At 56.6% G+C, this 24203-nt stretch carries 18 protein-coding genes; 2 read left to right on the top strand and 16 right to left on the bottom strand.

Going from position 1 to position 24203, the window contains the following annotated elements; all coding sequences use genetic code 11:
* Positions 1-6: 6 nt before the first annotated feature.
* Both proA and NQZ67_RS08825 read right to left on the bottom strand, forming a co-directional pair.
* Positions 7-5976 (bottom strand): anti-phage protein ProA, encoded by a 5970-nt coding sequence (proA, locus tag NQZ67_RS08830; RefSeq protein ID WP_257444722.1) that lies wholly within the window; start codon positions 5974-5976, stop codon positions 7-9.
* Positions 5977-6188: 212 nt separating this feature from the next.
* Positions 6189-6824, bottom strand: a complete 636-nt coding sequence (locus NQZ67_RS08825) for a TVP38/TMEM64 family protein (protein ID WP_257444720.1) — start codon at positions 6822-6824, stop codon at positions 6189-6191.
* A gap of 189 nt (positions 6825-7013) precedes the next feature.
* Between NQZ67_RS08825 and NQZ67_RS08820 the strand changes: the two genes are divergently transcribed.
* Positions 7014-7250 (top strand): hypothetical protein, encoded by a 237-nt coding sequence (locus NQZ67_RS08820; RefSeq protein WP_257444718.1) that lies wholly within the window; start codon positions 7014-7016, stop codon positions 7248-7250.
* 158 nt (positions 7251-7408) lie between these two features.
* Positions 7409-8530 carry a DUF4261 domain-containing protein gene (locus NQZ67_RS08815; protein ID WP_257444717.1) on the top strand — a complete coding sequence of 374 codons (1122 nt, stop codon included), beginning with the start codon at positions 7409-7411 and terminating at the stop codon, positions 8528-8530.
* Positions 8531-8583: 53 nt separating this feature from the next.
* On the opposite strand, the gene NQZ67_RS08810 is transcribed toward NQZ67_RS08815, so the two are convergent.
* From NQZ67_RS08810 to NQZ67_RS30590, 14 genes are all read right to left on the bottom strand, one after another.
* The gene (locus NQZ67_RS08810) at positions 8584-9285 is read right to left on the bottom strand and encodes an S-layer homology domain-containing protein (protein ID WP_257444714.1); all 702 of its coding nucleotides are present in this window, start codon (positions 9283-9285) and stop codon (positions 8584-8586) included.
* 102 nt (positions 9286-9387) lie between these two features.
* Positions 9388-9969 (bottom strand): phosphatase PAP2 family protein, encoded by a 582-nt coding sequence (locus NQZ67_RS08805; RefSeq protein ID WP_257444712.1) that lies wholly within the window; start codon positions 9967-9969, stop codon positions 9388-9390.
* 118 nt (positions 9970-10087) lie between these two features.
* A complete protein-coding gene (locus tag NQZ67_RS08800) occupies positions 10088-12220 on the bottom strand; it encodes a pectate lyase family protein (RefSeq protein WP_257444710.1) in 2133 nt (710 codons plus the stop codon).
* Positions 12221-12557: 337 nt separating this feature from the next.
* Positions 12558-12965 carry a type II toxin-antitoxin system death-on-curing family toxin gene (locus tag NQZ67_RS08795; RefSeq protein ID WP_257444708.1) on the bottom strand — a complete coding sequence of 136 codons (408 nt, stop codon included), beginning with the start codon at positions 12963-12965 and terminating at the stop codon, positions 12558-12560.
* Between the two features lies 1 nt (position 12966).
* The gene (locus tag NQZ67_RS08790; protein ID WP_257444706.1) at positions 12967-13260 is read right to left on the bottom strand and encodes an AbrB/MazE/SpoVT family DNA-binding domain-containing protein; all 294 of its coding nucleotides are present in this window, start codon (positions 13258-13260) and stop codon (positions 12967-12969) included.
* Between the two features lie 215 nt (positions 13261-13475).
* Positions 13476-14252 (bottom strand): IucA/IucC family C-terminal-domain containing protein, encoded by a 777-nt coding sequence (locus tag NQZ67_RS08785; RefSeq protein WP_257444704.1) that lies wholly within the window; start codon positions 14250-14252, stop codon positions 13476-13478.
* 21 nt (positions 14253-14273) lie between these two features.
* Positions 14274-15323, bottom strand: a complete 1050-nt coding sequence (locus NQZ67_RS08780) for a FecCD family ABC transporter permease (protein WP_257444702.1) — start codon at positions 15321-15323, stop codon at positions 14274-14276.
* A complete protein-coding gene (locus NQZ67_RS08775; RefSeq protein ID WP_257444700.1) occupies positions 15320-16333 on the bottom strand; it encodes a FecCD family ABC transporter permease in 1014 nt (337 codons plus the stop codon). The genes NQZ67_RS08780 and NQZ67_RS08775 overlap by 4 nt, the downstream gene beginning before the upstream one ends.
* 2 nt (positions 16334-16335) lie before the next feature.
* Positions 16336-17382, bottom strand: coding sequence for an ABC transporter substrate-binding protein (locus tag NQZ67_RS08770; RefSeq protein ID WP_257444698.1), 1047 nt, complete (start codon positions 17380-17382; stop codon positions 16336-16338).
* A gap of 138 nt (positions 17383-17520) precedes the next feature.
* Positions 17521-18408, bottom strand: coding sequence for a carbohydrate ABC transporter permease (locus NQZ67_RS08765; protein WP_257444696.1), 888 nt, complete (start codon positions 18406-18408; stop codon positions 17521-17523).
* A 14-nt stretch (positions 18409-18422) separates the two neighbouring features.
* Complete coding sequence (locus NQZ67_RS08760; protein WP_257444693.1) at positions 18423-19313, bottom strand: ABC transporter permease; 891 nt, start codon at positions 19311-19313, stop codon at positions 18423-18425.
* A 108-nt stretch (positions 19314-19421) separates the two neighbouring features.
* Complete coding sequence (locus tag NQZ67_RS08755; protein ID WP_257444691.1) at positions 19422-21137, bottom strand: extracellular solute-binding protein; 1716 nt, start codon at positions 21135-21137, stop codon at positions 19422-19424.
* A gap of 168 nt (positions 21138-21305) precedes the next feature.
* Positions 21306-22391, bottom strand: coding sequence for a response regulator transcription factor (locus NQZ67_RS08750; protein WP_257444689.1), 1086 nt, complete (start codon positions 22389-22391; stop codon positions 21306-21308).
* Complete coding sequence (locus NQZ67_RS30590; protein ID WP_257444687.1) at positions 22388-24160, bottom strand: sensor histidine kinase; 1773 nt, start codon at positions 24158-24160, stop codon at positions 22388-22390. Before NQZ67_RS30590 ends, NQZ67_RS08750 begins: the two co-directional genes overlap by 4 nt.
* Positions 24161-24203 lie beyond the last annotated feature (43 nt).

Raw genomic sequence — 24203 nt, 5'->3', positions numbered from 1 at the left:
GCTATTTTATTGCTGCGCCCGGTACGAAACCCGGCCATCCTCCTCGGAGGCCAGCCCGCGGCGGAGGGCTTCCTGAATGCCGCTTCGCAGCATTTTGTCGAGGGCCGCCCCCGTTCTCGAGTAGCCGAGCAGCTTCACCGTTTCTCTCACGAGATCCTCCGCGCTTAGGCTGCCCTGCACGAACAGCACGTCATGCACGGCGTTCGCGATCTCCTCCGGCGGAAGCTCCTCCGCGCTGCGGCGCTCGGACTCCTTCTCGCTTACCCGGTAGAAGGCGTATCCCTCCGGCTTCGCATCCTCCGGCCAATAAAATTCGATACCGTCCCACTCCGTTGACGTGATCTTCATCGATGCAAGAAGACTGCTTAGGTGACGCTCGATGCGCGCCCCGGACCTTGTCATTCCCCAGACTTGAATGACTCTCCGAGTTAGAAGCGGCCGGCTGATCGGACCCTCCTCGAGGATAACCCGGGCGATCTGCTCCTTCACAAGCGGCTCCCGGTTCACGCTGTAGAACTCTTCCGAAGCGAACGGGACGGCTTCAAGACTTGCCGTCCGATAAGGCTGGCGGCGGCGGTTGTTAGCCGTCATGGAGTCGGCTTGCTGCACGGCTGCCGTCTCAAGCGAAGCGGGTGGAGTGTTAGGCTCGCCATCCGGCGAACCGGCAGGGTTGAATCCGTTGTTTGCTCCCATGCTTGATTCTTGGACTGGCTCTTCGCTTGATCCTTCGCAGGTGCTCTCCCTCTCCCCCGCTCGTATGTCCTCCGCCTCGGCTTTCCGCTCCTTCGCCGACTTCACGGCCGCCATAATCCGCTGCAGCTCCTTCTCCGGATTGTCCAGCCAGTCCAGAGACCATACGCGATGAAGGGTCCAGCCCAGCTGGCGCAGCACCTGACCGCGCAGCACTTCCCGGTCGCGAGCCGTCTTGCCGGTCTTATATCCGCTTCCGTCGCATAACACCGCCAGCAAATACGTGTCCGGACGATCGGGATCAACGATTGCCAGGTCCATGCGGTAGCCGGAGGTGCCGACATGCAGATCGACCTTGTAGCCTTCCTTCTCGAGCGCCTCGGCGATCTGCGTCTCGATGCCCTCGCGCCGGACATCCGCTTCTCCCGTCCCTATGCCGAGCGCGGCCGTTCCCTTCTCGGCGTATTCCAGGAAGGAGCGGAGCGCGCCGACGCCCTCGGCACGCGTGCGGGACACGTCAAGCTGATCCGCGCGGAGCGTCGAGAAGACGTGCATCTCGTGACGCGCGCGGGAGACGGCGACGTTCAGCCTGCGCCAGCCGCCATCGCGGTTCAGAGGACCGAAGTTCAGGACGACCTTGCCGGAGGCGTCCGGTCCGTAGCCGATCGAGAACAGGATGACATCCCGCTCGTCGCCCTGCACGTTCTCCAGGTTTTTGACGAAAATCGGCTCATACAGCCGGGAGGCTGCCTGCTCGAGCTCGGGCTCCCGCCGGTACGCGTCGTCGAGGAGATCCTCGATCAGCGTCTGCTGGATCGAGTTGAACGTGACGACGCCCATGCTCCGCCTGCTCAGCTCCGGATCGCGCAAGCGGCGGGCGATCTCCTGCACGACCGCTTCCGCTTCGGCGCGGTTCTGCTTCGTCTTGCCCCGGTCGTAGTAGCCGCCGACCGGATGCCACTTCACGCTCGACTGCCTCTCGGACGGCGAGGGGAACGTGAGCAGTTTATTTTCATAGAAATGACGGTTGCTGAACGCGATCAGGCTCTCGTGCCGGCTGCGGTAATGCCACAGCAGATGCTCCTGCGGCATGCCGAGCGCGAGGCAGTCGTCGAGGATGCTCTCGAGATCCTCGGGCACGACCGCGTCATCCGATTCATCGCCTCCCGCGCTTGAGAAGAAGCTCGTCGGCGGCAGCTGCTTCGGATCGCCTACGACGATGACGTTCCTGCCCCGGGCCATCGCACCAACGGCTTCGCTCGTCGGCAGCTGCGACGCTTCGTCGAAGACGACGAGATCGAACGGCGCGTATTTCGGATCGAGATACTGCGCCACGGACATCGGGCTCATCAGCACGCACGGGCAGAGCCGGTTCAGCAGGTTCGGTATTTGCTCGAACAGCTTGCGGAGCGAGAGGCCCCGGCCGCCGCTGCGGATCGCTCTTAGCAGAATGCCCGCCTCCGAGCTGGACGCCGCTTGCGTGCCGATCGGCGGAATATTCGCGGCCAGCCGCGCCGCGATCTCCTCCCTCGTCAGCTGCTCGAACTTCTCCATCGTTTCCTGGAACGCTTTGATCTTCTCCTCGAATAACCGCCCCGAGAAGGACGCGAGCTGAGGATCCGTCTCCAGAATGAAGGTGATCGCGGCTTTCCACCACGCGCGCTCGAAGGACGGAAGCACTTCGTCATGCTTCAAGCTGCCGTTCTCGTATGCCGAGACGACCGGTGCCAGCCCTGCCGCAAGCGCACGCTCGCGCACCTGCCGCCAGCTGCACCATTCCCGCAGCGAGCCGATATGGTCCTGCCAGCCCTTCGCTTTGCGGGCGCGGTAGTCGAACCAAGGCTCCTCGCCTCGATTGCCATCCATCGCCTCTAGATTCAGCTTCAGCAGCTGGGACAGCTGCTCTTCTTCGCGGACGAATGCCTGGAAAGCCTTCGAGTACGCCGCCAGCGATGCCCCGTTGCTCTCGGAGAAAGCGCCGGCACCAGCGGCAGCGGATAAATCCGCCAACCGTTCTCTCGCCGTTCTTGCCGCCGGCAAATCCTTGTACAGCTGCAGCAGCTTGTCGTTCAGCGCTAAGGTCCAGCTATGGGCAGCTTCGACCGCCGCCCAATCCGCCTCGCCGTGGTTCCACATCGCGCCAAGCAGCGGCGCCGCCGATGCCTCCAGCTGCTTCAGGGCTCCCGCCTCCGTCTGATAACGGATGATCTGCTGCAGCAGCTGCTCCGTCTCGCCCTTCTGCAGCGCCGCGCCGGGAAGCGCCATGCTCCGCAGCGACTTATGGATGCGGTTCTGCTTCAGCAGCTTCGGCAGGAACCATTGCAGCTCCGCCTTCTTCCACTCCTGCAGGGCCAGCGCCGCATCGTAGGCGAGCGCGTCGCTCGCGAGGCGCTTCAAGAGCAGCGCCTTCGCCTCGTCTCTCGCGCGTCCATGCCGAATCGCGGCCGATACCTGGCTGCCGGCCGCGTCCAAATCGCCGGCGCGCAGCAGGCCCGGCGCGATGGCCGGAGGCGCCTCCAGCAGCTGGCGAACCGCGGCGTCGATCCGCTCCAGATCGGCGGATGCCGGCTGCTCGGCCGGATACGCCAAGAGAGCGTTCACCATGCGGTATGCTTCCTGCAGACCGGCAAGCGCCGACAGGTAAGTGGCTAACCGTTCCTCCACCTGCGTCCGCATGACCGGATTATAGACGGACGCCTCGGCATCCGACCAGGCGTTGCCGTGGGGATGGCCCGCCGCTTCGCCCGCAACGGCGAGATTGCGGACCAGATCCGTCCAAGCGATGTATGCGTCCTTGGTCATGCCTCCGACCGTCCCAGCGTCCAAAGCGATTGCCGCTGGCGCCTCCTTCACCTTGCCGTAACGGGTGATCGCCTCGTATAGCGAAGCGCCGAAGCCATACGGCTTGTGCAAAGAATCGACGTAGCCGTTCAGCTCCTGCCTCGACGCGGCGAGCCGGTCCGCCTGTCTCCTCCAATCCTCGGGAGAAGCGGTCCGCGCGGTCTCCAGCGTGCGGCGGAGCTGCTCCAGCACCGCTTTCTTCGTGCTTTTGTTCGAATGCAGCTCCAGGCAGAACGGACCGAGACCGATGCTCTCCAGCCGGCTCTGCACGACGCTGAGCGCCGCCATCTTCTCCGCCACGAACAGCACGGTCTTGCCGCTTGCCAGCGCCGAGGCGATCATGTTCGTGATCGTCTGCGACTTGCCCGTGCCCGGCGGTCCGTGGAGCACGAAGCTCTTGTCGCTGCCCGCGGCGCTTACCGCCGTAATCTGCGACGAGTCGGCGCTAATAGGCAGCAAGAGACGATCCGGCGCGAACAAGGCATCAAGCTGGCCCGCTTCGGGGAACGTATCCGGCTGCTCCCACTCCATGCGTCCCGCCATCAGGCTGGCGACGACCTTGTTCCTCGCGAGATCGTCCGACCGGCTGCGAATGTCGTTCCACATGACGAACCGGCTGAACGAGAACAGGCCGAGGATCGCCGTCTCCACGATATCCCACCGCGGCATGTTCATGATGACATGGCGGATCGTCGTGAATATGCCGCCTAGATCGATGCCCTTCTCGTCTCTCGGCAGAGGGTCCAGCCCTCCGATATGGCTGCCGAAATCCTGCCGCAGCATCTCCAGCAGCGTAATGTTGATCTGCGGCTCCTCGTCCCTGGCTCTCAGGATGAAGCCCGCTCTCGACGACTTGCGGACGAGCTCGACCGGCACGAGCACGATCGGCGCGTAACGCGGCAGCTCGCTGGCCGGGGACTCGTACCATTTCAGCAGGCCCAGCGCCAGGTACAGCGTATTCGCCCCGTTCTCCTCGAGCGAAAGCTTAGCCGAACGGTACAGATGGATCGCCTTGTCCGCCAGCTCCCTCTCGTTCGCTTCGGCGCGAAGCCTCCTGTGCCCGAACTCCTCGTTGATGAGCGCCGTGAGCGGATGGTCCTTGCTCATGCTGCGGAACAGCTCCGCGCTCCGGATCGATTGCTCCCAATCCGAAGGCTTCGGCAGCAGCTGGAACTCCTGGCCCTCCGCCAGCGCGTCCTCCAGCTCTCCCAGCCTCGTGCCGAGCAACGGCAGCGCAGACTTCGTGTAGCGGAAGCTAAGCAGCGTATTGCGCAGCGTCAGATCCAGCAGCTTGCGCTCCCATTGCTTCTGCTTCGTTACCGCGATGGCCGCCACCTCGGCCGGCCGCTCGTGAACGGTCAACTCGGCTGGCGCTTCGCCGGTTACGCGAGGCGCTTGGCTCTCCTCGACGATCTCGAAGCCGCCCGCCGTCTGAATCCGGATCGGCAGCGGACGGATCGCGCTGGCGCGTGCGCGCTTCACGTCGACGAAACCGAAAAATTGATCGGGGGCGGCCAGATGGGCGACTGCCTCCGCTTCCGCTTCTTGGTAAGACGACCGGCTTCCGGAGCACAGCATCGTCGCTTCCACCAGACTGATCTCATGCACACCGGACGCTAGACGCTTGGTCAGAAGCGAGCTGTCGTCCTGGACGCTTTCGGAGAACGTCTCCTGAATGAGCCATATCCCTGCGAACGCATGCCCTTCCGTGAAGACGACAAGCGGATGCAGCCCCACCGCTTCCAGGCAAGCCGCATACAGCAAGGTCAGGTCCAGGCAGTTGCCCATCCTGTGGCTTAGTATCGCGTCCGGCAGCCGGACCCGCTGTCCGAGCTCCTCGAAGCTCGCCGGCGCGACGCAGTACGTCGGCTGATGAGCCTGAATCGCCGCATAGATCGCCGCCGCTTGATGGCGGATGCGATTCGGGTTGCGGCTCTGGTACGCGTCGAACGACGGACTCCCCGTCCATTTCTCGAGATACGGCGCCGCTTCGCCGATCAGCTTGGCTACCGCGGGGTGGTTCGGCATAATGAAAGCGGCGGCCATCTCCGGCATGACGGCAAGACCCGCCCACTGGTCATAAGCCAACACCGTGAGCGGCGAGCTCTCGCGGAACAGCAGCTCCTCCCCTTGGGTCGCCTCCAGCGTAAGCGTGCCCGTCAGCCGCTCCGTCAAGCCCGCCAGGAAGGAGCCGGACAGCCCGATCGGCACCGCGCCGATCTCGACCGTCTGCCCCGCCGGTATAACGTCGACCGTCTTCGTCCATTCGGACGCGAATTCCGGCTCGCTTATGATTCGTACCGTTATCGACGTCAAGTCCGATTCCGTCTCATTGCGCAGCGCGAGCTTGTGCACGACCGGCACGAAGTTCTGCTGCATCGCATAGTTCACCGCGTCGAGCCGGAGCCACTCGCACGTCAGTTTCTTCTCGACAACGTTCTCCATCTTTGTTTCCCCTGCCTCTCCCTAAAAGCCCTGTTCCTGTCATTATAACGCAGGCGGGTACTCATTCCTACAAAATGTGACATGCCCGCAAGCCCTCCGAGAGCCAGTAAGCTCCATCCCAGCGACTCTTCCGGCATCCGGCCCAAAAAGAAACCCGCCCACGACATCCAGTCGTAAGCGGGAATTCCGCATGCTTATTCTGCTACTCCAGGTTATAAATCTCTTGAGCGTCCTTTAAAACATATATTCCACAGCCGATCAACGGCATAGACGACCGCGAGAAACATGCAATAAATAAAAAGCGTCCCTATCGCCTTCTTCCAGCTGGTGAAGATGTGGCTTCCGATGACCGAGAACGCGATCATCACCGGGATCTTGCCAAGCGCGGTGGCTGCGGCGAAGCTTAGAAACGACATTCGCATGATCGCAGCGATTATATTAACAGCCATAGCCGGCACAAAAGGGAGCACTCGCGCCCATATGATCGTCATAAAAGCATGACGCTCCATCCTAAGCGCCAGCCGATCGACCTTTGGATGCGAGGCGATAAAGCGCCGTCCCCGCTCCTGGAAGATCGTTCGGACCGCTAGAAACGTCAGTGCCGCGGCGGCGGTCGAGCTGCCGACGTTGATAACGCTGCCCCAGAAGGGGCCGTACTGGGCGCCGATCAATCCGGCGATAACGCCGAAGGGCACAACCGGGAACAGTCCTAGCAAGACCGCGCCTCCTATAACGAGAGGCACTCTCTCGATTCCCCCGCCGTCCAGCCAAGAAAGCAGGCGCTCATGGTTTAACAGGATGGCGGCCGACGCGGCCGCATAAGCCATCAACACGAATCTTTTTTTCAAGCGGCCCGCCCCCTCTCCCCATTCTTTCATTCATTATAGTCGGAAGCCTCGGAACAGGGCAAAAAGCGCGGCTCATGCGTCCCCATGCTCTATTAAAATCAGCTCTTTCCTCTCTTAATCTACCTATACGCTTCGGGAGCAACTGAATAAGATGAATTATTCCTCAGCAGAGAGAGGGGGGATACAAGAATGAGAAGCGAAGTGGAATTGAACAACTTCTTGGACGACGAAGACTTCGACTGGGAGAACGAATTTACCGGCGGCGAGAGACGCCGTCAAATTCGCAGACTCAGACGCTTGATCAGACGACTGATCAGACGTCTGCGCCGTTTGATCCGTAACGGCGGCAACCCAGGCCAAATCCGCAGACTGAGACGTCTGATCAGACGCCTCCTCCGTCTCCTCCGCAGACTGGAGAACGACTAATCCAGAGCATGATCCCTCTAGGCATCAAGCAAGGAACAACGAAAGAGCCGCTCCCCCGGAGCGGCTCTCTCGCATTCAACCATTATATTGGATTGAACCTCCTTTCAACAGTTGGTAGAATATACAAATATAGACTACCAACGAAAAGGAGTTGCCCTATGACAGCCCAGCAACAGGCGGCCACGAGATCGATGATCGACTGGCTCGCGCATGAGAACGAGCTCGGGAGCAAGCCGTACAAGATCGAGATCGCCGGACAATTCCAGCGGCACGGAATGCACTATTACATATTCCGGTACAAAAAATCGCTGCTAGGCAAATGGCTGCTAGGCGTCTGCGGAGGCTACGAGAGTCCGTCGGACACCGAGCATTGCGGGCACATCTTCAGCGAGATGACGCCATACGCCCCCGCTACCGCGGAGCAGGAAGCGATTCGCATGGTCGAGATGATCCGCGAATATTGGATGCAGCGGGCTGCCGAGCTGGAGACCGCCGCGCAGAAGCAAGAGGAAGCGCCTGCGGACTCGGCGCAGGATGGCTCACCCGGTATTTTTAACGGATTCGTTCTGCTCGATTCGCCGTCATGCGATCTTGGACAGATCAAAGCGAATCTTCTTCAGGATTGGAAGATCCGCGCGGAGGGCGGTCAAGAAGAAGAGAATAACGGCATCCTCGTATCGGAGGCGGACGGCTTCACCCTTGCGGTAAGCTTCGTGCCCGCGCCCGTTCCGGACGGCGAAGCCGAATATTACGCGCAAGGCAATTACTTGTGGCCTCAAGCGGCGGCAACGACCAAGACTCATGTTGCCCACCTCATCGTGGCCGTGATGCCGCGCTCCGGCTCTCCGCTGGACAGCGGCAAGCTGTACGCGAAGCTCGCGGCTAGCTGCCTCAAGCTTCCGAATGCGATCGGCCTGTATATGTCGGGGACGGTATTCCAGCCCGAGATTTACGTGGAGATGGCGGAGCTGCTCAAGGAATGCGACGACTTCCCGCTGCTCAATCTCGTTCACTTCGGGCTCGTAAGCACCGAAGACGGGCTAAGCGGTTATACATGCGGACTTGCGGCCTTCGGCAAGGACGAGCTCGAAGTGTTGAACAGCAAGGCGACTCCGAACGAGCTCCGCGACTTCTTGATTAATCTATCCGGCTACGTCATCGAACAAGACGTAACGCTAAGGCATGGGGAGACGATCGGCTTCTCCGCCGAACATAAGCTCCCGATCACCCGGTCCGAAGGCGTCTATGTAAGCGGCCATAGTCTCAAGATCGGCCTCTGATAATGAAAGCCCGACCGAAACGAAACTCGGTCGGGCCTTTTGTATAACTAAAATTATGGCGCAACCGTAGGTGTCGCCGCACCCTCCGTTGCTGCCGGAGTAGGCGAAGCCTCTGCAGTCGGGCTAGGCGAAGCCTCTGCGGTTGGTGTTGGGCTTGGCGAAGCGGCCGGCGATTCCGTCGGCTCAGGAGTCGTCGTCGGCGTATTGAAATAGCCGTTAGCCGCCATCGTGTTCAATATTTTGATCACTTCCGCGCGCGTCAGCGGTTTGTTCGGCTGGAAGCTGCCGTCCGGGAAGCCGTTTACCAATCCGGTATCGGCGCCCCACTCGATATAATTGGAGTACCATTGCCCCTCGGGAACGTCTTTGAATTTCTTTTTGCCGGCGGCATTGCCCGTATTGCCTGCATTACCGTTGCCATTGCCAACGCCATTGCCATTCCCGTTGCCGTTGTTGCCGTTCGTGCCGGCTTCCCCGCCCGTTGTACCTGTATTGCCGGCTGTACCGGCATTATCCGTCGTACCGGTAGTACCTGCGCCAGTGCCTGTGTCGGTGGTATCGAACTGCGTGTATCTTCTCGCGCCGTTATTCATGCCGCCGTCGAGAATCGTTCCGTTATTGTAGGAGCGCGCCGTTTGGTTACCATTCATGTTATTATTGCCATTATTGTTGCCGTTATTATCGTTGACGCCGCATCCTGTGAATAACGCCGCCGAAACCGCGACGATGGCCAAAGGTATTCCGATCTTCCTCAAAGCTCATCCCTCCTTATGTTTTACGAATTTAGAATTCGCCAAGGAGGGCTTTCGTACGCCTATCAGTTTTTACCGTTATCCGTTACTATATGTTCCGCAAAACTACATCTTCATATCCCCCGCATTATCCGATTTCACTCCGCGCTTCTTAGCGAGCTGGTTCAGCAGGCTCCCGCAGCGTTCATAGACAAGGAATTTCTCCAATAGTCGATAAAGAGCAATGGAAATCGCAAGCCCTAGCAAAGCGCCCGCGAGAACATCCGTTGGATAATGTTTGCCCACCCATATTCGCGAGTAGGCTACGACAGCCGCAAAGCCGATAAAAGGAATACCTATCCGTCTGGAGAGCAGATAGAACATGATGGCGATTGCGAAAGCCGCCGCGGCATGGTCGCTGGGGAAGGAATTGCTCTCGATATGAGGCAGCAGCATATTCACGTCATGAACGGCAAAAGGCCGGTCTCGGTAATAAAACACCGACATCCCCCTGCTAATCATGACCGTAACGCCGACGGCAATCATCCCGTAAATCGCCATCTTCCGGTTGACGAGGACCATGAGCAGCAAGCTGAAAAAGAAAAAATAATCGCCCCAGTCAGCCGCGTGAACCAATAGCTTGCCGAGGACGCTTTCATTATTGGCCGCATCATTAATCGCCTTAAATAACAGGTAATCCCATTCCAAATCTTTACCCCACTTTTTCTTACAATTTTAGCAGATACTTATTGCCGCTAATTATTATAGCATATTGCCGCCATAACGAAGAAAGACCACCTGCTTGAGGTGGTCTCCCGGAAACGGTTTAGTCGACTTGCATGTAATACAGATTCGTCACCTGGTCTTTGGTTATGGAATGCGCCCCCGGCGCAAGCGTTACGGTGATGATGCCATTCGTCATCGGATAGCTCGTTCCGTCTATCTTCACGGTTGTTCCGTCGGCCGTATTGAATACCAGTGTCAAAGTAGAGGCTTCGGTCGTGGTGAACGTGATGCTCGTCGAGCTCTCCATCTTCAAGCATTGCGTCAAGGTCAGACCGTTGTAGACGACGGTTCCCTTCGTGGCGGATAGATTCCCTTGAATGTTGAAGAAGCTGCTGGTCTTGCCGCTAGTCGTAAAGTTATGGACGTACCCTCCGGCCGGCGAAGTCGGTGTCGGAGTTGGCGTCGGAGTCGCTGTCGGCACCGGTGTTGCCGTTGGTGTCGGCGTGGGAGCTGCCGTCGGCGTTGCCGTCGGCGTTGCCGTCGGCGTTGCCGTTGGCGTCGGCGTCGGCTGCGTCCCGCTGGAATTGCCTCCAATAGATACAAGCTGCGAGGAATAGCCCGTTATGGCCGCCATCAGCGCCGAGTTCATCGCATACGACGGATCATCGACGGCATCGTTGAACGTCCACGCGAAGTCCCCGCTATTCAGGCGTCCGGCTTCGGCCGTCACGACTTGTTCGACGCTGCTTACGCTATCGATATCGGATAAGGCCGCTCCTGTATCAACGGTTGTATCGAAGTTGTTATAAGCGGTACCCCCAACCAGCGCCTTGTAGGAGCTTGGAACGGTTTCCGTTCTCGACGAAGCCAGATAGGCGTCGAACGAGGTGGCATGAGCCGAAGCGGTTCCGGCATTGGAGTTGGCGTAGATGACGCTGTCTGCATCAACAATGACATTGTTGTAGGCTTTGATCATGCCCCCGTCCTCGCCCGAAAACGTACCCTCTCCTAACGCATCCGTGCCTTGCAGAGAGCTCATCATCGGATATTTGGTATGGCGGAAATAGTTCGATTCGACGAATGCCGAGCCTCCGGAGGTAATGCCGACGCCGTATTTGGAGACGCCGTCAAAGAAGTTATTGTAAATATGCACGGATCCCGTTCTTATCCGCGGATGGCGCGAGTCCGAATGATCGAACCAGTTGTGGTGGAAGGAGACATAGAAATTAGCAGACTCGCTCAATCCGACCAGAGAGGCTTTCCCGGAATCCCAGTAGTGATTGTACGATATCGTAATGTAAGTCGAGCCTTTCTTCAGATCCGTGGAGCCGTCGCCCTTGGCCTGATCGGCATCTCCTCCAGCCGTTCCGTAGAAAATATCGTTGTTATGAATCCAGACGTTCGCATTGCCGGTATCCATCGAAATGCCGTCGTCAGGGAACAGCATCAATCCTAAATTTCTCACTTCCACATTGCCGACATAACGAAGCAAGAAGCCCCAGCCGTAGGCATAAGCATCTTCCCCGATCCCTTCGATCGTCATGTTCATTTCCGTATAGTTGCCATTGCCTTTGACTTGCAGATAGCCGCTGCCGTTCAACTGGCCGCTCATGTCGTCCTCCGTTACTTTCCCGATGATGCGGATGGCAAGCGGCGTCTTATCATAGCCCTTCTGTCTAAGCTCCAAAATCTCGCCAATCCCAACGCCTGTCGTTACGGCGCCCGAGCTGCTTGTCTTCACGCCGAGCGTAACCGTCTGGGCATTCTCCGGGGTAACATAAAGCACTTGCGCGCCATCCCTAAGCGTTCCGTTATCGTTGTAAGCCCCCGAGCCTGTGCCATATTGCGAAGCGGACGAAAACGCGAATCCCGATCGGTCATAGGCCGCTACGGATAACGTCCCTGTCACCGCGCTTACCCTTGAACCGCCGGACAGCAGCGCTTCGACCTTCATGATGTACTGGCCTGCCGCCAGCCCTACGGCATCCGCTCGCCAATGGGAGGGGTACTTCCGGATCAATGGGGTGTCAATCTGTTGATACTGGGCATCCGATGCCCCCGCCGCCTTCACATACACGTTGTATCCCTGCGCATTGCTCTCAGGCGACCATTCCACGTAGGCCGTTTCATTCCCGCCTCCGCTGCCGGTTATTGCCAGGCCGGCGGCATGCACGGCATTCCGGGGCACGCCGTTCGCGATGACCGCCAACACAAGGGCAAGCAATACAACCATACTCGTAACGTTTACAGCTCTTTTCTTCAGTTTAATCCCTCCCAAATAAAATGAGTTTTCAGCTGCTGCAATCTCTTTTTGAAACCGCTTGCACAAAGCCGCGAAGCTCCGCTATTCACCTCCTTGTACTCCAAGATCATGATGTTCCCAAGCGCGTGAGCACCATGAGCATATCAGCCATGAAAGCGGTTCCGAAACAATCATTTCCTTACCTGGCCGCCTCCGCGTTTCGTTCCTGAGCTAATGATTATAGGACAGGCGGGATGACACTGGACAATTGGTGTTCGGCGCAGCTTGTCCTCCAAACAAATGAAACCCGGCCTCATTCGGCCGGGTTTCATTTGTTTGATAATCGCCTATCTAAAGAATGTTCTTTTAGAAGGTGAGTAATGGCTTCTAATGTATGCAGTCCTTTAGCAATATCTACCATAAACTCTACTGCATAGGAACGTTCCATCCGAAGATGATAACCATTTACTAACAAAAAGGATTTGGTAACAAGATAGGCAGTCCTTTTATTGCCGTTGTGGAAGCAATGATTTTTCACCAGAGATTCCAGTAGAGCCGCGGCCTTGTCAAACAGATGGGGATACGCATCCTCGCCAAAAACACTTTGCTGCGGTCTATGTACCGCGGATTCCAGCAGTCCATGATCTTTTACTCCTGCCTGATCCGCGTCATTCATTCTTCGCATCATAAAATAATGGGCGGATACGACCTCTTCTTTCGTTAGGAAGGTTGTCATATCAACGCTCCCTTAAATCTTCAAGAATGCCCTCGTCCTCTTCGAACACATCAAAAAATGCCTCCAACACTTCCGGTCTGACCTTATCGGGAAGTTGTACTTGCCGGACCTTCTTCAATACGACTTCACCGCGATCGTTTTCAATGAACTCGATCTCATCGCCCTGTACGACATTCAACTTCTCTGCCAAGCTCTTAGGCAAGCTTACTCCTAAGCTATTACCCATACGCCCTATTTTACGAGAAAATCGCATTGCTTTCGGCTTATCGTTTGCCAATTTCACCACACCGTTCATAAAGAATCCCCTCTCTATAAGTATAATCCGCGGCAGATTTGTTATACCTTATTACGGTTATAACTTTTATACCGTATGTACATATTATCAAATGTCTGTCCCTAATGAAAGCTCTCGAACACAGTCGCGGACTTGTCCTGCAGCCGCTTCACGCTTTCTAAAGCTACGGCAACCTGTGCACACAAAAAACCCGGCCTCATTCGGCCGGGTTTCGGTCATTCTTTGTCCTTCGGGCAGATCGAACAATAAGAACGCTCGCCCTCTGTCTGGTAATAGAGACAACATGTTTTGCGGATCCGGATGGGCTGCTCATATTCGGGCAGCAGCACCTTGGGGGAATCGAACTTGCCCAGCGGGTTGGATTTTTCTCCGAACAATTCGCCCGGCGCGGAGAGCAGATAGTCATAGTCCTCCCGAATCCGCGATAGCTGAGCGGAATCCGCGGCTTCGCCGATTTTTTTCTCATACAGCCAGTAAATGTTGACCGCCGTATTCTCCCACAAAGTAGCGGCCGAGACGCGATTCGCCTTCGACAGCGCGCGCCATAGCTTACCGATGTTATCGGCGAATAGGCTCCGGAGAACGCGATCCCGCCACTCGCGGCGGTCATGGTCTCCCGCGATGCTCGTCTCCCAGTCGCCGAGGCGCAGCTTGGGAATCCAGACGCCATCCTCCCGCAGCATGGATTCCACATGGCAGTTGTCGATGGAAGCCTTCAATCCTTTATTATACATCGTCATGGCGTACAGCACCGGCACGGCGACCATATAGCTGTACCGTTTGGCAAACAGCGACGCTCCTACCGAATTGGCGGTGGCGCCGAACAGTCCGGATACCCGGCCGATGTAGCTTGCGCATTCCGCCGCATCCAGCAGCCGCGCGGACGACACGGAATGCGTCCGGTCCTCCGAAGTCTCCGAGGTTAATCGGAATTGCGCGGTCAACGGCTCCAGCTCTTGCGGCGAAAATGAGGCTTGCATGGCGATTGGCATCTCACAGGTCTCCCTTATCGCTTATTGATGACGATTACGGTAAAGCAAATAAATAAAAAACGGGGCGCCGATGCCCGACACAAGCACGCCGGCCGGAATATCCATAGGGAGAAAAGCGGTCCGCGCGACGACATCCGCCAAGGCTACGATTAGGCTTCCAAGCAATGCCGATACGGGAACCAGATAGGCGAACGAGCGCCCGACCAGCTTCCTCGCCATATGAGGCGCGATGAGTCCGACGAAGCCGATCCCTCCCGCGAAAGCGACGGCCGCACCGGCCAGGCTCACGCTGATCGCCAGCATGACAAGCCTATGCAGCTGCACTCTGACGCCCAGACCGGTAGCGGTCTCATCGCCCAGCTCCAGAATGCCCGACGCTCTGGAGAACAACACGGATAGCGGGATGAGCAGAGCAACCCATGGCAGCAGCGATAATACATCGGACTTTGTGGCGCCGTATACGCTTCCCGTCATCCATAGATAGGCGCTGCTTGTCGAGTAATTGTCCCCCATAACGATCATCATCGTCGTCAGCGCCCCCATGCAGGCGGCAATGCCGATACCGACCAGCACAAGCCGGACCGGCGTAACGCCTTTCTTCCAGGCCAAAGCATACACAAGGGCGGATGCAACCGCCGCGCCCGCGATCGCCGCCGCGGGAAGCCACCTCAAGCTTACGCTTCCCGCCAGGTATGTAATGAAGAACACGGCCGCCACGGAAGCCCCTCCCGTTACGCCGACCACATCGGGAGAGCCGAGCGGATTCCGCACCACGCCCTGCATAATCAAGCCTGCAGCGCCAAGCGCGGCTCCGGCCAGCATCGCTAGAAGCATGCGCGGCATCCGCAGCGTATCGATGACGAAGGCATGCTCGCCGCTTCCCGCTCCCGCCAGATGCCGCATCACTTCAAGCGGGTTCAGCCATGTGCTCCCGGCAGAAAGCCCCGTCAGGAATAGAATGGCGGTTAGCATAATAAGAGCGATAAGCACCTTAAGGAACCTTTTGCGCAATAAATCGGACGCCGTTGCCGGACGGCCGCCGTGCGCGTGCGGAAGGATGTCTGGCTTCATGTTCGACCGGCCCTCCTCCGCGCCAAGTAGATAAAGAACGGCGTTCCGATCAATGCCGTCATGACGCCGATCGGCATCTCTTGCGGCATAATGACGAACCTGGCGGCTATATCGGCCAGCAGCAGCAAGCTTGCTCCCAGAAGCGCGCAGTACGGGATGATCCACCGGTAGTCGATCCCTACCAATCCGCGCGCGATATGCGGAATAATGAGGCCGATAAACCCGATCGCGCCGCCTACGGATACGGAGCCGCCCGCCAGCAATACGATGATGGCGATCATTGCGCTTTTCACCCAAATCGTCCTCTGACCCAGTCCCTTGGCTACTTCCTCGCCCGAAGTCAGAATATTAACCGAATGGCTCATGAACAGAGCGGCGAGCCAGCCCCCGGCCATGAAGGGGAGAATCGGAAGCAGCATCTCGACCGACCTGCCCGCGACGGAGCCAGCGAGCCAGAACAACACGCTCTCCAGACTTTGCTCGTCAGTGACCAATACGCCCTGCGTCATGGCGACGAATAAAGCGGTTATCGCCGCTCCCGCGAGCACGAACTTCATGGGGGACATTCCCCCTCTGCCGGAGGAGCCCAGCACATACACCATGAGAGCGGCGACGGCCGCCCCTACAAACGCGATCCACATGTATTGAACCATAGAGCTTACCGAGAAAAAGGCTGCCCCCGCTACGATAAAAAATATGGCGCCCGAGTTAATTCCGAAGGTGCTTGGCGAGGCCAGCGCATTCTTCGTTAAAGCCTGAAGGAGCGATCCGGCAATTGCCAGACTCGCTCCAATGGCCGCTGCTATCGCCGAGCGGGAAAGACGCGATGTTGTAATGATAACGTGCTCCTGAACGGATTTATCATAATGGAACAAGGCGTCCCAGACCGACTCGAGCGCGATGGGCGTTTGACCGAAAGCCAGACTTGCCGCGAATGCGGCAAGGAAGAGGAGCATGGAGAGAACCAGCCCCATCCACTTGGCCCATACTCGGGAAAATAAATGCGTCATCTTTATTTCTCCAGTTCAAAATGCTCGTATAGCTGATCCAACAGAAGATTCGCGGATTTCATTCCTCCGCCCAAATTCCATACGACCTCGTCGATCTGATACACTTGGTTGGCTTTTACCGCCTTAAGGTTTTGCCAAAGCGGGTGATTCGTCCATTCGTCATACGTTTTCTTGACGGCATCTTCATTTCCCGGATCCGACAGGAAGACGAAGAAGACATCCGCATCCATACTTGGAATGCTCTCTTTGTCCGTAAGCTTCACGACAACCGTTCCTTTATCGGCTTCCTCCTGCTGGTAATCGGAACGGACAAAGCCCAGCTCATTCAGGATGTCGCCCGCATATCCCGTCACATAAATACGCGAGTGATCGGATCTGAAGTTTAACACCGACGTTTCAACGGGCCATTGATCGCCCAGCTTTGCCGCGATTTTCGTTTTGAAGTCGGCAACTCTTTCATCCCATGCGGCAAGCAGTCCCGCCGCCTCTTCTTGTTTGTTCAGCGCCTCGCCCATCAGTTGAATCGTGTCCTTGAACTTGAAGACCGTCTCGTGCGTAATCGTCGGAGCGATCTGCGACAGCTGCTCGTAAATTTCCTCGTGACGAAGCTTGGACGCGATGATCAAATCCGGCTTCAGCTTCGAAATTTCCTCCAAGTTCGGCTGCGTCTCCTCGCCGACTAGCGGAATGCCTTCGAGATCCGCTCTCAGATACTGATAGACCGGCTGCTCGGCCCAGGATTCCACAATCCCGACAGGCTTGACGCCCAAAGCGACCGCAATATCGTTTGCGCCTTGATACAGGGTAACCACTCTTTGCGGCGTGCCGGTCACCTTCGTCGTTCCCATCGCATGCTCAACCTCGCGTACGTCCTGGCTCTCCGCTTCATTCCCCGCGCTCCCCTGATTCCCGTTGCCGCCGTTTGCGCCTTCTTGCTGAACGTTCTGCGCTCCTTCGTTTTGCGCGTTATTCTGCCCGCAGCCCGCAAGGACGAGCATAACCGTCAGCATAAACGCCATAATGGTCATTACTTTCTTAGACTTGAACATGTAAGCCTCTCTCCTTCATCAATATGTATATGGATGATAATGATTATCATTCTTCCTTTGTTGATACTAATGGAAGAAATTTCGGTTGTCAAGAAAAAAAAACCGACCGGATTCGGTCGGCTTTCTCGCGTTTGACGGTTACTCCTTCACCGCGCCCAGCATAATGCCGGACACGAAGTACTTCTGCAGGAACGGATATACGATCAGCATCGGCACCATGGCGATAAACACCTTGGCCGAATTCAGCGTTCGGTTCGACAGCTCCGACAGCTTCTTATATTGCTCGGGGGTCAGATTAGTGCCGACCGGAATGTTGACGACCAGCTGCTGGATATAGGTTTGGAGCGGATAATTGGCGGACGTGTTCATCAGCACTAATCCGTTGAAGAACTCGTTCCAGTGATAGACGGCCAAGAACAACGCCACTGCGGCAAGTACGGGGATCGAGCATGGGATATATACCCGGAACAGGATCGACCAAGGCCCTGCCCCGTCGACAACGGCCGCCTCGTTCAGCTCCTTCGGCAAGTTGCGGAAGAAGTTCATGATTAGAATGACGTCGAATATCGGCACTCCCCCGCCGAGCACGAGCGCCCAGATCGTATCGATCAAATTATAGTTCTGGATGGTAAGATACCACGGGATCAATCCCCCGTTGAACAGCATGCAGAACACAAGGATCCACATGAACGTATTGCGCAGCTTGAAATCCCTCTTCGGCCTTGCCAGCGGGTAAGCCATTAGCACGATCAGCAGCAAGGATACCCCCGTACCGAGCACGGTGCGCTGAATGGAAATCCAAAAGGCGTTAAAAAACAGGCTGTCCCCAAGAATTTCCTTGTACGCCGCCAAGGAGAAGCCGATGGGATATAACGTAACCAAGCCCGCATTGGCGGCCGATTTCTCGGAGATCGATACGCAGAAGGTGTACCACAGCGGGTATAAGCAGCTAATCAGCAGAAGTCCAAGGATGACGTAATTGGCGATTTCGAACGTCCGCGAGCCGAGCGTAGTATTTCTGACCAAAGTGGCGCCCTCCCTCAGAATACCGTGTAATCGGCATAGCGATACGCCAGACGGTAAGATATATAAATCAGCACAAAGCTAACGACCGACTTGAACAAACCAGCCGCCGTCGCCAGCGAGTATTGAAGATTTTGCAAGCCCAGCCGGTACACCCAGGTATCCAAAATATCTCCGGTCGAATACACAAGCGGGTTGTACAGGTTATATACCTGCTCGAAGCCGGCGTTCAGCACGTTGCCTAGGCTTAAGACGCCCAGCAGAACAACCGTCGTCGACAATGCCGGCAGCGTGACGTGCCGGATCAGCTGCCAGCGATTGGCCCCGTCAATGGCGGCCGCCTCGTACAGATTGAGATTAATGCCGGTTAACGCCGCAAGATAAATAATCGCGCCAAAGCCAAACTCCTTCCACACATCCGTGCCGATAATCAGCTGCCGGAATATGCCCGCATCCGCCATAAATAATTGAGGATCGAAGCCGAACATGCCAATCACGGTATTAACAACGCCGTAATAGCCGAAGATGCCGATAACGATCGTGGACATAATGACCCACGACAGGAAGTGCGGAAGATAGACGACAGTCTGCACCAGCTTCTTGTAGCGCAGGCTGCGAAGCTCGTTGAGCAGAATGGCAAAGACGAGCGGAACAACCAAATTGAGCACGATTTTGCCGATTGCGATAATGAAGGTATTGACGATAACCGTCTTGCTGTCATTCAGCTGGAACATATACTTGAAGTTCTCGAGCCCCACCCACTCGGATTTGAACAGTCCCGCTCCCGGATTGAAATTTTGAAATGCCATCACAATGCCAACCATCGGCACGATACTGAACATCACAAGCCAGACCATACCCGGCAGCAGCATCAAATAGTAGTGCTTCTGATGGCCTAATTTTCTCATCACGGCTAACCTCCAATCTCTCCCGTTTAGGATGAAAGCTTGCAGAAGGTACTCCAAGAGGCTGGAACACATTCCATACCGCCGGTACCTTCCGCAAGCTTTGCGCGGTTACTTCTTCAAGAGCTCCGCGACTTCCGCCGTGATCTCGTCTCCGCCTTGAGCCTTCCAGTCCTTCACGAATTTGTCGAAGGAGTCGATGGACGCTTGGCCCAGGATGATCTTCATTACGGTCTCATCCTCCATCTTCTTCAGGTTGGCCCACTTCGTCTCCATCGTCGGGGTCTGGTTGTAGGTGACGCTGTAGACCTTCTTATCGATCGGAATCGTCGCGAACGGCCGGTCGCCGATCATAATGGAGTACAAGCGCTGGAAGTCGCCGAAGTTCGCCGTACTGAAGTTGCTGACGTTCAAATCGTCGTATGGAGGCTTAATGACGTCCTTCACTTTTTTCGCGTCCGCATACATCAGCTTGTATAAGCTGTTCGGCTTATTGTAATCCTCCGGATTAGTCTCGCCTTTCAGCACCTTCAGAAGCTCGGCGTACTCGTATTCCGTCTCGTTGGCCGCGGCCATTACGTTGCGGAGCGGATACCAGCCCACGGCAACCGACAGATCAAAGGTCGCTTCATCGCGCACTAGCGCGTTATTCATGATGATGATCGCTTTCACGACATCCGGCTTGGCGTTTTTGCTGATCAAGGTGTAGGTGCTGCCCGTCGTCTTCATATGCACGTTCCACTTGTTATCGTCGGAATAGACCGGATACGCCTGCCAGTTCGCGGTCGGATCGTTCTTGAAGGAGTCCCCGTTGCCGTAGCCGCCGTTCCACCAAGGACCGAAGAAGATGCCGGCCTGGTTCGCGTTGATCGGATCCCCCACATTGTCGCGGGTGCCCACCTCGGGATCGATAAGCCCTTTCTGGTACCAGTCGGCGAGCAAGGCCAAGGTCTTTTTCGTATTATCCGACGTCGTTCCGTACGATACCGTTCCGTCGCCATTGTCGAGCCAGTAGCCCGGATACGCGTCATTCGCGCCGAATATTGGGTCGAAGCCCCCCATGTTGTTGGAGGAGACGAGGAAGGTGGAGTACGGGAACGTGTTTTTGGAAGGACCTGCAATGCCGATCGTTTTGTCCCCGCCCATCTTGTTATCGATGAACGCTTTCGCCGTCTTCTCGATATCCGCCAGCGTCTTCGGCACCGGCAGGCTCAGCTTGTCGAGCCAATCCTTGCGGATCCACATGATGTGCACGCCGTCCGTATCCACCGTAATGTTCGGAAGCGACACCATCTTGCCGTCGTAGCTGGCGTTCTCCATGGCCCGGCCATCGGTGCTCGCCATAATGTCTCTGACCTGCGAGGACTGATACTGCTCGAACACATCGGTAATATCATAGAGCAGCCCCGAGCTGGCGGCTTTGGTCATGAAGGAGCGGTCATCGACGACCATGCCGTCCGGCAGCTTGCCGGATGCGATCGTCAGACTGACCTTCTGCTTGAAGTCGTTGCCGGTGGCCGCGGTCCAGTCCACGATGACGTTGATGTTGTATTTTTCCTTGAGGTAGCGCGTATACTGGTTGTTGCTCACGCTGTCGCCTTCCGGCAGCGTCTTGTCCGTCGGATCGACCACCATCCCGATGTGGACGTCAACAGGCTCCGGAAATTTGTAGAAAGCCAGATCGTCCCCCGAAAGCGTTGCTTCCGGTGAATTCGGGCCCGGCGTTGAAGACGCTTTCAAATCATTCGACGAATCATTGGACGTACATGCCGTCAAGCTTAGACCGAGCATTGCCACGGAAAGCAGCGTTGCCATTTTCCTTTTCATCAAATCCCTCCCCTTAGGAATTATGAGACCCTTCTTGCCTTGTAAGCGTCTGTATGATCTCCTGCCTTTTCATTGTACATGGGATGCGAAGAAAAAAAGTCAGACGGATGTGTCGCGTTTGAAAGCGGATACAAGATTGAGGTGGGATATTTGTTCAATCGATTGCGGTCATTCATCCCCCCGGTGGAATTGGGCCCGGAATTCGGAGGGCAGGAGACGGGTCTGCTCGTAGAAGAGCTGGGAGAAATACTTAGAGTCGTTGTAGCCTACGGCATGAGCCACCCACGCGATCGACTGGTTGGTCTCGCATAGCAGCCGCTCGGCGGCTCTTATCCGCTCTTGCCTCAAGTAATCGTTGAACGTCGAACCCGTAAGCTTCTTGAAGCATTGGCTGAAATAGCTTCGGCTCATATGCACATGCTCGGCGACGTCCTCGGCATGCAGCGTATTCGAGGCCTGTTCGCGAATGAACACCACCGCCTTCAGGATGCTGGCCGTCGTGCTGGTAAAATCGGAGGATGCCGCAACCTTCGCATAGACTTGTTTCCTGTAATCGCGCAGCCAATCCACCGCCGCCCGGACGTCGGGAGCATCCGAGCGGAGCTCGGCCGGAAGCAGAGTAAGGGACTCGACTTGCGACAGCACGCGCATGAACAGTCCTTCCACACGGCGGACGGAAGCCTTGGTTTCCACGGTCCTCTTGCATAAGCGCTGGAAGACCGATTCATTGTAGAGCCAGTAGAGCGCGCGCCATTCCTGCTCCAGTCCGCTCCAGTCTTCTTCCTCCTCGGAGCCGGTATGGGGCTCGGTGGCAGGGATAAGGGAAGGGCCAGGCGCGGATAACGCGGGAGCTCCAGCAGAATGCTGCGGCATTTCTCCCGTCATTTGCTGCTGGATCCGTTTCAATATTTGCTCGTCGTCCTCCGATTCCAGGCGGACCTTGGATATGTAATCGAGCACGCCCATTCGGTAAGCCGATTGCACGTTCTCGAACTCCTCGTGGAAGGATAATATAACGGAACGCAAGCTCGGAAATCTTTGGCGCGTGACTTGAAGCAGCTCCATTCCCGACATGACGGGCATCGAGAGATCGACGAACATCAGATCCACCTCATGCTGCTCCATAAACTCCAGCGCCTTCGCTCCGTTCGCCGCCTCTCCCACAACCGTCATATCGTGCTTGGACCAGGGCATAATCGAGATTAAGCCTTTGCGGGCGAGCTTATCATCGTCAACGATCAATACGCGAATCACATCGCTCTCTCCTTTCGTTGATGGAGAATAGGAAGGGTTAACGTCACGGTTGTGCCTTGATTCGGAGTGCTTTGTATACTCATACGGGCGTTATGGCCATAAAATGAATCCAGCATGGAGCGGACATAACGCAGTCCGATTCCCCAGCCCGTCTGCTGCTGACCCGGCGTATCGCGCTGCAGCAAGGCAAGCGTCTCCTGGCTTAGCCCTTTGCCGTCATCGCGGATGATGACGCGCACCGCTTGCGCCGCTTCATCCGGCGTTATGCGGATTTCCAGCATGCCGTTGTCGTCAAGGCCGTGGCAGACGGCATTTTCCACAATGGGCTGCAGGATGAATCTCGCGACAGGGCTGTCGAGATAGTCCCCTTCCGCAATATCCAGAGTGACCTCGAAATCATGACGCATTTGCTGGAGCTCCAGATAGGTTCGCATGACCTCGACCTCCGATCGGAAGGTAGCCTTGCCCTCGGATTTACCCAGGTTATAGCTCAGCAAATAGATCAACGACGAAACAAACTTCTCGATCTCCGCCTGCTTGTGCATGGCCGCCAGCCACCGTACCGAATTGAGCGTATTCATCAGAAAATGAGGGTTGATCTGGTAGGCAAGCTTCTCGATCTCCAGCTGATGACGGCGTTTTTCCTTCTGCTCCACGTCCAGGATCAGCTGTTGGATTTGCCGCTTCATAATATTGAACTGATCGAATATCCGGTCGAATTCATCAATCCCCGTATGGTATTGGCGCGTAGCCATGTATCCTTTGCCGAACGTCCTCATTTCCTTCTCGATCAATTGAAACGGCCTGTTAATGAGCCGCCGCAATAGTAGCGTGAACATAAACATCATCAGGAGGGCGACGGCGAGGATCCAGTACATATGATTTTTCCACGTATAGAGCTCGTGATTGTAGTAGGAGACGGGAAGAAGCAGTGTAATGCCATAGCCGTAATCGCCCGTCGTTCGGTTCCATACATAATCGTCCGTCATGCCTGATTCTCCGCTTAGCGGGAGACGTTCGCCGGCCGCCACGATCCCAGCCGAATTGCTGCTATAGGTTACCAAGCCCGCCGTATCGCTGAACACGAGCGTATACGGCATATTCAAGCTTTCTGTAAGCGAATTCATTTCTGAGGTGACGTCCGACTTGGCTTCCACGTACACCATCATCCGCGTTCCATCCGAGAAGGTCACCTCCCGCGTCACCGACACGACCAGATCATCGCTGAATCGGCATAACGATTGATGCGGGGACTGATATTTCAGCTCCCCGAGGCCGGAGACAGTCGGCAGGGCTTGCATCGTGAAGTCGCCGCGCAGCGGCAAATTCGAATAGGCGGCTTCCCCGCTTACGGGGTCGTAATACATGACCAGCTCCAGAGCCGGATTCGAAAATGTAATTAAGCCAATATTGTAGGAAATATCGAGCGAGAGAAGACGCTGTCCGTACGTGTCCTCGGTAGAGAGGTATGCCTCCATCAGGTTGCCAACCGTGCCTTCCGGCGTCATCTGCTGCGTAACCTGGAGGAGGTTATTGTACGTCTGATTCAGCTTGGACGTTTGCTGGTACAGATCGAAAGCCATAGAGGTCTGGATTTTATCCCGCTGCATCGTGTAGATCGCGTTGTAGGACACCGTCGCCATCAAGATGGCGCAGCCTACAAAACCAACGGTCAGGAACACCATAATTCGTTTGCGGAGAGAGGAGAAAACAAACCGGTTTCGCAGCATAGCCTTGAAGCTGATCTTTATCGAACGATTGACGCGCACCTCCATCACCTCACAACGGGTATGGAACAATAGTATTCGCTGT

The organism is Paenibacillus soyae, assembly GCF_024623455.1.
In the GTDB taxonomy this organism is placed as follows: domain Bacteria; phylum Bacillota; class Bacilli; order Paenibacillales; family Paenibacillaceae; genus Pristimantibacillus; species Pristimantibacillus soyae.
This window is presented reverse-complemented; position numbering and strand designations above follow the sequence as displayed.

What these genes read in the sequence shown, in the direction of transcription:
- proA (WP_257444722.1), bottom strand. Translation starts at nt 5,976, where the DNA reads ATGGAGAACGTTGTCGAGAAGAAACTGACGTGCGAGTGGCTCCGGCTC.
- NQZ67_RS08820 (WP_257444718.1), top strand. Translation starts at nt 7,014, where the DNA reads ATGAGAAGCGAAGTGGAATTGAACAACTTCTTGGACGACGAAGACTTC.
- NQZ67_RS08815 (WP_257444717.1), top strand. Translation starts at nt 7,409, where the DNA reads ATGACAGCCCAGCAACAGGCGGCCACGAGATCGATGATCGACTGGCTC.
- NQZ67_RS08800 (WP_257444710.1), bottom strand. Translation starts at nt 12,220, where the DNA reads ATGGTTGTATTGCTTGCCCTTGTGTTGGCGGTCATCGCGAACGGCGTG.
- NQZ67_RS08795 (WP_257444708.1), bottom strand. Translation starts at nt 12,965, where the DNA reads ATGACAACCTTCCTAACGAAAGAAGAGGTCGTATCCGCCCATTATTTT.
- NQZ67_RS08790 (WP_257444706.1), bottom strand. Translation starts at nt 13,260, where the DNA reads ATGAACGGTGTGGTGAAATTGGCAAACGATAAGCCGAAAGCAATGCGA.
- NQZ67_RS08785 (WP_257444704.1), bottom strand. Translation starts at nt 14,252, where the DNA reads ATGCCAATCGCCATGCAAGCCTCATTTTCGCCGCAAGAGCTGGAGCCG.
- NQZ67_RS08780 (WP_257444702.1), bottom strand. Translation starts at nt 15,323, where the DNA reads ATGAAGCCAGACATCCTTCCGCACGCGCACGGCGGCCGTCCGGCAACG.
- NQZ67_RS08775 (WP_257444700.1), bottom strand. Translation starts at nt 16,333, where the DNA reads ATGACGCATTTATTTTCCCGAGTATGGGCCAAGTGGATGGGGCTGGTT.
- NQZ67_RS08770 (WP_257444698.1), bottom strand. Translation starts at nt 17,382, where the DNA reads ATGTTCAAGTCTAAGAAAGTAATGACCATTATGGCGTTTATGCTGACG.
- NQZ67_RS08760 (WP_257444693.1), bottom strand. Translation starts at nt 19,313, where the DNA reads ATGAGAAAATTAGGCCATCAGAAGCACTACTATTTGATGCTGCTGCCG.
- NQZ67_RS08755 (WP_257444691.1), bottom strand. Translation starts at nt 21,137, where the DNA reads ATGAAAAGGAAAATGGCAACGCTGCTTTCCGTGGCAATGCTCGGTCTA.